This window comes from Globicatella sanguinis NBRC 15551 (assembly GCF_001552295.1).
In the GTDB taxonomy this organism is placed as follows: Bacteria; Bacillota; Bacilli; order Lactobacillales; family Aerococcaceae; genus Globicatella; species Globicatella sanguinis.
Genome location: NZ_BCQX01000080.1, coordinates 1 through 10,665, shown reverse-complemented (window position 1 = coordinate 10,665; position 10,665 = coordinate 1). Strand labels below are relative to the sequence as shown.

Genomic DNA, 10,665 nt, shown 5'->3' with positions numbered 1-10,665 from the left:
CTATCCAAGATTCAATAAAAAGCTAGCTTTAAGAATTATTTTAATTACTTTTCTTATTCTTTACTAGATATTTTCGACAATGAATGGCATAATATAGATTATATGGCATTTTTTTACCGCCATAATTTTAAAAAAATTCTCATTTTTAACTCAAATGATTCTTAATGTTGTATAATAAAATTGGATTGAATATTAAGAGGTGATATACTTGGCAGAAAAAAATTTAACAGCAAAAGATATTTTACAAAAAGAATTTACCCGTGCAATGAGAGGGTATAATACAGCTGAAGTGGACGAATACTTAGATAGTATTATCCGCGACTATGATTCATATCAAAAAGAAGTCACTCAATTAAAAATTGAGAATGAACGTTTAATTGGTAAAGTTGATGAGTTAACAAAACAATTAGCCTTAAACAAAAAGACTTCCCCAACTACACCAGGTAGTGGCGTGACCAATTTTGATATTTTAAAACGTCTTTCTAACTTAGAAAAGCATGTTTTTGGCTCAAAAATAAATAATGTTGATAATACCATTGACTATTCACAAGTAAACAAATAAAATGAGAAAGTTAACTAAGCAAATTTTAGGTAATCGCGGCTAACAATTAGTTGAGGAAAGTCCATGCTCGCACACGCTGAGATGCGTGTAGTGTTCGTGCTTAGCGAAACCATAAGCTAAGGCAATTTAATTGACGGCAGTAAAACGCACTAAGGTCTACGGACTATGTGTTAGTATACTTGAAAGTGCCACAGTGACGAGTTTCATTGGAAACGATGAAAGTGGAACGTTGGTAAACCCCTCGAGCGAGCAACCCAAACTTTGGTAGGGGCGCTTCTTCTATACGTAAATGAACGGAAGAAGAAGACACGAAAGTGTAGATAGATGGTTACCCGTCGATTTATCTGCCTAGGATAAATCGAGTGACAGAACATGGCTTATAAAAATTTGCTTTATAGGATTTGAGGGTGGGACATTGTCCTGCCCTTTTTGTAAATTGTCGACAAAACAAAGGAGAACACATGAAAAATTACCATTTACTAGCAACGGCTGCTGCTGGAATCGAATCGCTGGTCAATCAAGAATTAAAAAAACATGGTTACCAGACTCAAACCGAAAATGGACGCGTACGATTTGATGGCAATGCACGCGATATTGCTTTCACCAATCTTTGGTTAAGAACGGCTGATCGCATTAAAATTATTTTTGGTGAATTTAAAGCCACAACATTCGAACAACTCTTCGATCAAACCTATGCTTTACCATGGGAAGACATCTTACCACTAGATGCAGAATTTCCAATCAGTGGTAAATCACAAAAATCAAAATTACATTCTGTTCCTAATTGTCAACGTGTTGTTAAAAAGGCGATTGCAAAACGTTTAATGGAATACTATCATCGTCGCACTCCCCTTGCTGAAACGGGAGCAAAATATCCTATTGAAGTAGCCATTAATAAAGATCATGTGATGATAACACTTGATACGAGTGGCTCTAGTTTATTTAAACGTGGCTACCGAATTGATAAAGGTGGCGCCCCATTAAAAGAGAATATGGCTGCTGCACTAATCATGCTCACTACTTGGCATCCTGACCGTCCTTTATATGATCCTACTTGCGGTTCTGGTACGATTTTAATTGAAGCAGCGTTAATGGGACACAATATTGCACCAGGCTTTAACCGTTCATTTGCAGCTGAAGAATGGACTTTATTAAATCCTGAAGTATGGGAAGATGTACGCAATGAAGCAGAAAGTTTAGCCGACTACGATCGCCAATTAGATTTATTAGGCACTGACATTGACCACCGTATGATTGAAATCGCCAAACAAAATGCACTTGAAGCTGGTGTGGCGGACAGTATTCAATTTAAACAAATGCAATTGAGTGATTACGTTCCCGATAAAGAATTTGGCATTTTAATCGCAAATCCACCTTATGGAGACCGTTTGTTAGATGAAGAGAAGGTTCATGAACTTTATCGTCAAATGGGAAACATTTACCGTCAAATGCCAACATGGAGTAAATATATTTTAACGAGCGATGAAAACTTTGAAACCTATTATGGTGAAAAAGCAACGAAAAAACGAAAATTATATAATGGTGCTTTGAAAGTTGATTATTATCAGTTTTGGAGTACGGTAAAATAAGTTTTTTAAAAAAAATCCATTTAGTACCCAACCCGGTATGATTCGCCGGTTCTGACGGGACTAAATGGATTTTTTAATTAATCTAAATAAAACAATAACATAATTTCTTGTTGGTTGCGTAACAATAATTGATAACTAAATTGATTAATGTTACTCGGTGCCGACTCTTCTAACCCCATTGAATAGAGTAAAAAATCAATCCATTGATGACTCGTTAAAGCCAAATCATCATAAAATGGAAATAATCCGAAATATTGTAAACGAAACTGTTCCTTGATGGTTTCTTCTAAATGAGGATTTTCTTTATTACAGTAATGCTCTATTTGTTTTAAACCTTCTTGATAAAAGCTTTGTTGATGGTAAGCGACTAATTCATTAATCGACACGTTTTTCGAATGGCTAAACCAATACCAATTAAATGAAGCATCAATTTGATGAAAAATACAATAATGTACAATATCAGCTTTTAAATAATTAAAGACAGCTGGATGCTCTAAAATAGCTTGATAGAGAGGTTGGACTAATGAAAAATCTAATAAATAAAGTTCTTTTAACTGCGTTAATAAATGATATTGCCCTTTAGCCAATGTAGCGGTTAACCACTGATCAACAGTCCCCTCACTGACTAATTCTTCTACGGTTAATTTAAGTAGATTTAAGTTTTGATAGCGTTCATTTTTTTCGTTGATTTGATTTAAATCAAAATTTTGGTGAATCAATTGTTGTTTTAGCTGAGTAAATTTTAATAAACGTTTATCAACTGGTATCATTAAATCCATGGACTCCACGTACATCTTTACAAGGGCTTCGTCTTTAAAGATATCGTCTGTCTGTGGATAGTATTGTTCCCAAACAGCCATCAAGTTTTCTAGTTTATTAAAAATAAGACAAGCATGAACTAATTCTAAAAACACTTCTTGCTCAAAAGAAAGAGCTAAAGATTTTTTAAAAAAGTCATATCCCTTATCAAAGTCGCCCTTCTCCAAAGATTGAACACCTTTACGATAGAAATTTTCATGATTATTTGGTAAATTGATAATATCAGACATATGATTTCCTTTCAGAAAGTTGGTATATAATGGTCAAAATTTATACAGATGCGGCTTTTGATCCTAATAAAAAAATGGCGGCAATTGTGACACTTTATCATCAAAGCAATGAACGTTTTCAATTTAGTGAGTTTGTACCTCAAATAGAAGACAATCATCAAGCCGAATTTAAAGCTATGATATTATGCCTTGAAAAACTGATACAACAACAGCTACAGGAACAATTGTGCCAAATTTATAGTGATAGTAAAATCGTCATCAGTTCCATTGAAAAAGAGTATGTAAAAGATGAACGTTATCAACCCTATCTTAACAAAATCCTCTCTTTAAAGAAAAACTTCCCTTTAATTTTTTTCAATTGGATTCCTGAAAAACAAAATTTAGCCGCTGATCAGCTGGCTAAATCTGTCTTACATAAGCATATTAAAGCAATAAAAAAATAATAATAAGTGACTGCCTTTCGATATCTTATGGGCGTAAAGTTTCTCTCTTAACTAAATGCGCATCGAAATAATTGGCAGTTTTTTTCAACTTTTTGCCATCAATTCTCTTCATTAATAATTCCACACATGCTCGACCCATTTGCTCAACTTCTTGTTTCATCGTGGTCATTTTCGGTGAAGCAATGCGATCAAGAAAGACACCATCAAAACCAGTGACACCATAATCTTCAGGAATATTCCCTTTTTTCAAAATAGCACGTTGTACTCCGACGGCAATGCGATCCGTAGCACAAATAAAACAGGTATTCTTAGAATATTCTAAACCATCAACCATTGCTTCTGCTGCTGTTGAAGAATTTTTTACTTTATAAATTTCATGACCTTTTTCTGGTCGAGTAGCCATTGCTGCTTCAAACCCTTTTTCACGATTAGCTGCAAATAATTCCGGTACATCGATGCCTACATATATATAATGGTCATATTCCTTTTCTAATGCATAGAGGGTCATATTTTCAACGCCATGTTCATTATCAGAATCGACAAAAGGTAAGTTTATATCATTTTCACCAAAAATTATCAAAGGCTCCTTGATTTCTTTTACCCATTCGTAATCTTCACGAGTCATACCTGAAATAATAAAACCGTCACAGCGTCCTAAATCATAAGTATTTTCAGTTACTAATTGTAATGCATAATGATATTGGTCCAAACCTTTCGCAATACCATTAATTAAATGCATGAAATAAGGCTCTGTACTATCCATTTCTTCTAAAATCAAGACTTTTACTACCATTGTTCTATTTTGTGCTAAGGCGCGTGCTACTGTGTTAGGCTTATACCCTAATTCTTTCATAACATTATGAACTAATTCCTTTAGTTCGTCTGTTACTAAGTCAGGGTGATTAATCACTCGTGATACAGTCATTTTAGATACATTTGCTTTTTTAGCCACATCTTTTAAGGTTACGATGAGAATCCCCTCCTTTTTCTATTAAATTATACCCCAAATTTTAAAAAAAGTCATTTACCCTTCATTATTTTGAAACAGAATATTATCTTATGAAAATTTCATCTATTTTCAATGAAAATAGACTCTCATCAACTGAAATGACATCAATAGATGTTACCTTTAATAAGACAGGCATAAATTTGATAAATTCAGTCAAGTTATTACGCGCTCATTAAAAGCCAAGCGGTGAGTGGTATTAAACAGCGTCTTAAAAATTTGTTTGAAGCCCACTCCAACGCTGCTGGAAAACAAGCCGAATCACAACTTATTTGGTTTTCTAGTTCTGGTCTACTCCCAACTGTGCGGGGGTGGACAGACGAAGCGAAAATTATTACATTTTCTACTTCTTGCCCACTCCCCTTACCTAACAATCCAATAAAAACCGCCGAATTTATCTATTACTCTAGATATTCAGCGGTTAATATGTTGTTAAGATTAATAAAGACCCTGTTATGCTTGATAACGATATTGACGTTTATGATCTGTTATACCTGCAAAGTAAAAACCAACTTCATCTGCGGTTAAGGGTGCTGATTGGCCATCGTTGACTAACTGCTTTTCTAAAAAGATGGTTTCATATTGTTCAACAGTTAAAGCATCTCGTCGATCTAAATGTTGTTCAATCATTTCTGAGTTAACATATTGACGATAATCGGGCTGTAACTGACCAATTAACAATTCAGAAACGGCTCCTGAACCGTAACTAAATAAGCCAATTGTTTCTCCAGCTGATAAGGTATCATCTTTAGCTAATAATGATATTAGACTTAAGAAGAGCGAACCCGTATAAATGTTTCCTACTCGTCTATTTAAAACACGTGAAGCATCATAATGAGAACGCCATTTATCTATTATAGGATGTGATCCTTTGGCTTCTTCGTAAGCATTTAATGCCTTTAATCCCATTTTAGTAAACGGTAAATGGAAGGTCATCGCTTCGATACGGTCTAATAATGAAGGATTCATCGCCTCAACATGCTCTAATACTTTAACAAATTCATCTTGATATAGTTTGGTTGAAAAATGACCATCAACCATTGCATATTCAGAATCATTGGGACGCCAGAAATCGAATTGATGATTCGTATGCATGAAACTTTCTTGACGAATGGTCAATATTTTTGGATTGGCGCTAACTAACATTGCGATAGCTCCTGCCCCTTGAGTTGGTTCACCACTGGTATCTAATCCATAACGTGAGATATCAGTCGCTATGACTAACACTTTTCTTTCTGGTCTTAAACGTACATAATCGCAGGCTAATTGCAAGGCAGCAGTTGCGCCATAGCATGCTTGTTTAATTTCGAACGCTTTAGCAAAAGGGTTTATTTCTAATAAGCCATGTACAAAAGTCGCAATTGATTTCGAATGGTCTACACCAGATTCGGTACCGACAATCACCTGATCAATTAAAGTTTTATCTTCATCAGTAATAATTTGGTTGGCTGCATTAGCAGCTAAAGCAACGACATCGCTAGCTAAGGTTGGAACTGCCATTTGTTCTTGACCAATTCCAATGGTCCATTTATTAGGATCTACACCACGATAGGTTGCTAATTCTTTCATATCGATATAATACTTAGGCACATATAGGCCTAATTTATCAATTCCTACCTCTAGTTCTTTCACAATATCCTCCTAATCTATGATGCACTTCTTCAAGTCACTATAGTATATTAACATATTATTTTAAAAATTTGTTATCTTTTGAAAAAAATTATCAGTTTTGGCGCATTTTTGCAAGTAATTCAGTAGCCACCGAAATGCTAATAGCCTTTTCTTGTCTTTTTAAAAGTTCAATTAAACGTGGAGCTTCTGCCTCATTAGCGCCTGCTTGAATCGCTAACTGGCGCGCATGTAAACTCATGTGACCTTTTTGAATACCTTCTGAAACCAAAGCTCTTAACGCAGCAAAATTTTGCGCTAAACCGACTGCAGCGATAATTTCACTTAACTGTTGTGCATCAGGATTACCTAACAAAGCCAATGATTGTTTTGCCTGTGGATGTACCGACAAGGTTCCACCCACTGTGGCGACCGCTAATGGTAGTTCAATTTTACCCATTAGAAAATCTTCTTCAATCTTCCAATCAGTTAATGATTGATAGTGTCCGGTATGACTCGCATAAGCATGTACGCCGGCACTGACAGCTCGCCAATCATTACCGGTCGCCATTAAAACGGCATCAATCCCATTCATTATACCTTTATTATGAGTGGTGGCACGATAGACATCTAAATGGGCATATTCACTAGCCGCCACTATATTTTGCGCTAATAGCTGGCTGTCTGCATGGTTATTAGCTAAAGAGTGAATAGGAATTTTAACTTTAGCCGTTACTAATGATTCGGGTTGATAATTAGATAAGATACGCATTAAAGCAACGCCGTTGACTAACTGTTCTACTTCCTCACTAAGTGCTTCTAATACATGATTAATTGCATTAGCCCCCATAGCATCACAAGGATTAAAGCCAAGGTAAACGGTAAAATACGATTCAAAATTTTTAGTCCAAATTCGAGTAGGACCACCACCGCGCTTTACCATATTGATGGAAAATGATCTAGCTAAATCCAGTAAATAGTGTTTATTTTTTTCAATCACAGCAGTCGCTTGTTCAAGGCCTATGACTTCTTTCACAATAATCTGCCCAATTAATTCACGTGGCTGACTTGTAGTGATAATATTCCCAACCCTTTTAGCACCATTACTAGCAGCAGCAATCACGGAAGGTTCTTCTATCACCATAGGAATATGATAAAGTTGTCCATTAATTTGAAAATTTGGCGCAATTCCCATTGGTAAGGAATAATTTTGAAAATAGTTTTCAATCATCGCATCTGCCGTTGTTTCCGATAATTGCGTATCTGATTCAATAAAACCATCAGGAAAATTTTTCTTTAACACTTTTCTTCTTTGCTCCGGTGATAAACGATAAAACCCTTTAATTTCAGTCATCGATACAACCTCTTTTCTTTCGTAATAATTGGCATCATTCTATATCGAAACTCGTTAAACTTATCTTATTCGATGTATTCTATCACTTTGATTCACTATCTATACCATAGAAAATAGGCAAGGCAATGATAAAAAATGTTGCCCTGCCTCATGTAAAATCTCATTATATTATTTTATGATTATATTACATTATTCACTCATTGCTTCTGTTGTACTTTCTTCTAGAATAGCATCTGCGTCATCAAGGTTATCCGTTTCTGTCGTCTCATCATCCGCTTCTTCTGATGCTAATTCATCAACTACTTCTAAATCTTCGTTTATATATTTCACCAATTTTGGTTCCCATACAAAATTCCCCACATACATCAACACTGTCTCTTCACCTGTTTCATCTTCTACAATAATATCCGATTCTTCGCCCGTCATAAACTCTTCGACTTGTTCCACTTCAGTTGATTCTTCAACCGTTGTGGTTGCGTCCTGATTGTCTATTGAATCATCGGGAGATACCTGAATATAAATTTGTATATCTTGATTTTGCCAATTTTGTTGATACGTATATTTATCTAAAGCAAAAGTTTTAATGATGGTTGTTTTTTCACCCGGCTCTAAATGCTCGCCATATAATTCATTAATTAAGATATAATCACTTTGTATAGTATCGCCATTAATGACTAAGTTAACTAAACTATCGGTAGGTAATAAAGTATGTTCCGATTGATTATCAATTTCAATTTGTAATGAAACAATCACTTGACCATTAGGAAAGTATTGAAATGATTCTTCATAATTTTCATTTGGGGTAAAATTCGAAATTTCAATACGTTTTAAAGTAAAATTAACTTCACCATCCGTGTCTTTTTCTTCAAGAATCTCATCCGCTAATATCTCTTTACGTCCCCACCATTCAGCAGAAATACGATCTTGAATTTGCTTATTTTTATCAACTAATTCTTGTTCAATCGTGTCCGTGAGAGGTAAATATAAAGGTAAGACATAGCCTAAATCGGTTGAACTAAGGCCTACAATACTATCAGCATCAAGTCTGGGTGGTACAACTGTTAAATTAAAAGCGTTTTGCTCTTTAATATGTTCAAAATCCTCTTTTGTTAAACTATAAACTAAATAACCTTCGACAGTGGAGGCTGGCGAGATAGCACCATGATCATCACTTAATAAAATTTCATATAAATTCCCTGATTGCAAAGGATACAATCCTGCGGTCGCCAAACGAGCAACAGGTGCATTCGGATAGCTTAATTTTAGTTCATCAATTGGGAAATAGAAAGTTTCAGCCGTTTTGTTAGTAATAGCGACATTAACGATAACAATCGCTCCTTCATCACTATCTGTTGATTTTATACCCAATATTTGATCATCCGACTTCGCTTCATAAACCACCATTTGATTAACTGAAATATCGAAATTATCTTGTGATTGCGTAATAGTTTGTGAAGTACGATAAATTTCTTCCCCTATTTCTAAATTATCAATGGCTTTTACCGCTTCTTCTACTTGGACAAACTCAGGAACTAATCGAATATCGACTAATTTTTCTGAAACTTCAGTTGTTTCTTCACTTTCAACTACTGTACTTTCTTCAGCTTTTTGTTCAATAAATTGATTGTATTTTTGATTAACTGAGTCACATCCACTCAGTATCATGCCTACTATCGGTAATAGTAAGAGTTTTTTTTGCTTAATTCTCATCCGTTTTCTCTGTACTTTCATTAATATTTTTCGTTTGCATCATTGAGTCAATCACGGGTGTACTACCTGTTGAATAGTCAACGATTGGCTCTTGATAAGCGGGATTATTTTCACGGTACCATGAATATATTTCTGAGACTATTACTTTTAAGACAGCAAAAGTCGGGATACCGATCACCACGCCTACTACTCCAAATAACTTACCACTGGCTAATAACACCATCAGTATCGTCACAGGGTGAATTTGCATACTATTGCCTAATACTTGCGGTGAAATAAATCGACCTTCAATCGTTTGTTCGACCACCATCACAATAATTACTTTAATCAGCATGATGGGTGATGTTATTAAACCAACAATTAATGCCGGGATAATAGCAATAAACGATCCTAAATAAGGAATGATATTTAATAGACCCGCAAGCACTGCTAATGTTGTTCCGTATTCAAGACCGATGATCGCATACCCTATCGCAAATATTATTCCCACACAAATTGCCACAATAATTTGTCCACGAATATATTGAGAGACTTGGTAATTACCTTGATATAACATTCGACTGACTACTTGACGATATCTTGTCGGAATATAATATAAAATCTTTTTGGGAATTTTATCGGAGTCTACTAATAAATAATAAGTAAAAATTGGGATAATTAATAGTCCTGTAAAGGTGGTAGTTACCGTTCCAACAAAACTTCCTAATCCACCAAAGGTGGAAGAAACAATACTATCGATTCGTTGGCTAAAACCTTCAGTTGAGAAACCATCAAATACCTTCTGTAAATCAATGCCTAATTCAGGTAATACATCATTGAAAGAAAATGGTAAATCTTTAAATATTTTCATTAAAGTTTCGTAATAATTAGGAACATTTTCAATAAAGGTATTGACTTGGTCACGCACAATCGGAACAATGGAACCAATACTTAAACTGATTGCTAAAATTAAGAAAATAAAAATTCCAAATACTGATATCGATTTTTTTATCCCACGATTATGTAATTGATTGACTATCGGGTAAAACAAATAGTATAAAACCGCACTCGAAACAATTGGAAAACCAAATATTTCGAATAAAGTTAAAACTGGGGTAAATATATAAGCTAATTTGGTCATTAAGAAAATAATAATTAAAACTAATAAAATAATCATTAAAGTCGTAACCATTTTACTGTTTAAAAAATTATGCCAAAATAAAGGATGACGTGCATCTGTTGATTTTTTATGACGTTGATCCATCAAAATCCTCCTTTTCTAAAGCGATATGTTTATTCTACCATATTTTAACTAAAAAGAGATACTACTAAAGACCTAAAGACTATTTATTAATAAATTTTAAC

Annotated in this window: 9 protein-coding genes and 1 other RNA gene; 4 read left to right on the top strand and 6 right to left on the bottom strand. The window is 34.6% G+C overall.

What is annotated here, in order from left to right:
• Nucleotides 1-208 precede the first annotated feature (208 nt).
• From gpsB to GSA01S_RS07335, 3 genes are all read left to right on the top strand, one after another.
• Nucleotides 209-562 carry a cell division regulator GpsB gene (gpsB, locus tag GSA01S_RS07345; RefSeq protein WP_066126240.1) on the top strand — a complete coding sequence of 118 codons (354 nt, stop codon included), beginning with the start codon at nucleotides 209-211 and terminating at the stop codon, nucleotides 560-562.
• 21 nt (nucleotides 563-583) lie between these two features.
• Nucleotides 584-947, top strand: an RNA gene (gene rnpB / locus GSA01S_RS07340) — RNase P RNA component class B.
• Nucleotides 948-1,023: 76 nt separating this feature from the next.
• Nucleotides 1,024-2,151 carry a THUMP domain-containing class I SAM-dependent RNA methyltransferase gene (locus GSA01S_RS07335; protein ID WP_066126238.1) on the top strand — a complete coding sequence of 376 codons (1,128 nt, stop codon included), beginning with the start codon at nucleotides 1,024-1,026 and terminating at the stop codon, nucleotides 2,149-2,151.
• A 77-nt stretch (nucleotides 2,152-2,228) separates the two neighbouring features.
• On the opposite strand, the gene GSA01S_RS07330 is transcribed toward GSA01S_RS07335, so the two are convergent.
• Nucleotides 2,229-3,200, bottom strand: a complete 972-nt coding sequence (locus GSA01S_RS07330; protein ID WP_066126236.1) for a hypothetical protein — start codon at nucleotides 3,198-3,200, stop codon at nucleotides 2,229-2,231.
• Between the two features lie 29 nt (nucleotides 3,201-3,229).
• On the opposite strand from GSA01S_RS07330, the gene GSA01S_RS07325 reads away from it, so the two are divergent.
• A complete protein-coding gene (locus GSA01S_RS07325; protein ID WP_066126235.1) occupies nucleotides 3,230-3,643 on the top strand; it encodes a ribonuclease HI family protein in 414 nt (137 codons plus the stop codon).
• A 25-nt stretch (nucleotides 3,644-3,668) separates the two neighbouring features.
• Here GSA01S_RS07325 and GSA01S_RS07320 read toward each other — a convergent pair whose 3' ends face one another.
• From GSA01S_RS07320 to GSA01S_RS07300, 5 genes are all read right to left on the bottom strand, one after another.
• Nucleotides 3,669-4,595 carry a LacI family DNA-binding transcriptional regulator gene (locus tag GSA01S_RS07320; protein WP_245631294.1) on the bottom strand — a complete coding sequence of 309 codons (927 nt, stop codon included), beginning with the start codon at nucleotides 4,593-4,595 and terminating at the stop codon, nucleotides 3,669-3,671.
• A gap of 507 nt (nucleotides 4,596-5,102) precedes the next feature.
• On the bottom strand, nucleotides 5,103-6,281 hold the full coding sequence (locus tag GSA01S_RS07315; RefSeq protein ID WP_083513254.1) for a hydroxymethylglutaryl-CoA synthase: 1,179 nt from the start codon (nucleotides 6,279-6,281) through the stop codon (nucleotides 5,103-5,105).
• A 91-nt stretch (nucleotides 6,282-6,372) separates the two neighbouring features.
• Nucleotides 6,373-7,611, bottom strand: a complete 1,239-nt coding sequence (locus tag GSA01S_RS07310; RefSeq protein ID WP_066126232.1) for a hydroxymethylglutaryl-CoA reductase, degradative — start codon at nucleotides 7,609-7,611, stop codon at nucleotides 6,373-6,375.
• 189 nt (nucleotides 7,612-7,800) lie between these two features.
• A complete protein-coding gene (locus GSA01S_RS07305) occupies nucleotides 7,801-9,321 on the bottom strand; it encodes a DUF5068 domain-containing protein (RefSeq protein ID WP_066126231.1) in 1,521 nt (506 codons plus the stop codon).
• A complete protein-coding gene (locus tag GSA01S_RS07300; protein WP_066126229.1) occupies nucleotides 9,311-10,564 on the bottom strand; it encodes an AI-2E family transporter in 1,254 nt (417 codons plus the stop codon). Before GSA01S_RS07300 ends, GSA01S_RS07305 begins: the two co-directional genes overlap by 11 nt.
• Nucleotides 10,565-10,665 lie beyond the last annotated feature (101 nt).

What these genes read in the sequence shown, in the direction of transcription:
- GSA01S_RS07305 (WP_066126231.1), bottom strand. Translation starts at nt 9,321, where the DNA reads ATGAGAATTAAGCAAAAAAAACTCTTACTATTACCGATAGTAGGCATG.
- GSA01S_RS07300 (WP_066126229.1), bottom strand. Translation starts at nt 10,564, where the DNA reads ATGGATCAACGTCATAAAAAATCAACAGATGCACGTCATCCTTTATTT.
- GSA01S_RS07330 (WP_066126236.1), bottom strand. Translation starts at nt 3,200, where the DNA reads ATGTCTGATATTATCAATTTACCAAATAATCATGAAAATTTCTATCGT.
- GSA01S_RS07325 (WP_066126235.1), top strand. Translation starts at nt 3,230, where the DNA reads ATGGTCAAAATTTATACAGATGCGGCTTTTGATCCTAATAAAAAAATG.
- GSA01S_RS07310 (WP_066126232.1), bottom strand. Translation starts at nt 7,611, where the DNA reads ATGACTGAAATTAAAGGGTTTTATCGTTTATCACCGGAGCAAAGAAGA.
- GSA01S_RS07335 (WP_066126238.1), top strand. Translation starts at nt 1,024, where the DNA reads ATGAAAAATTACCATTTACTAGCAACGGCTGCTGCTGGAATCGAATCG.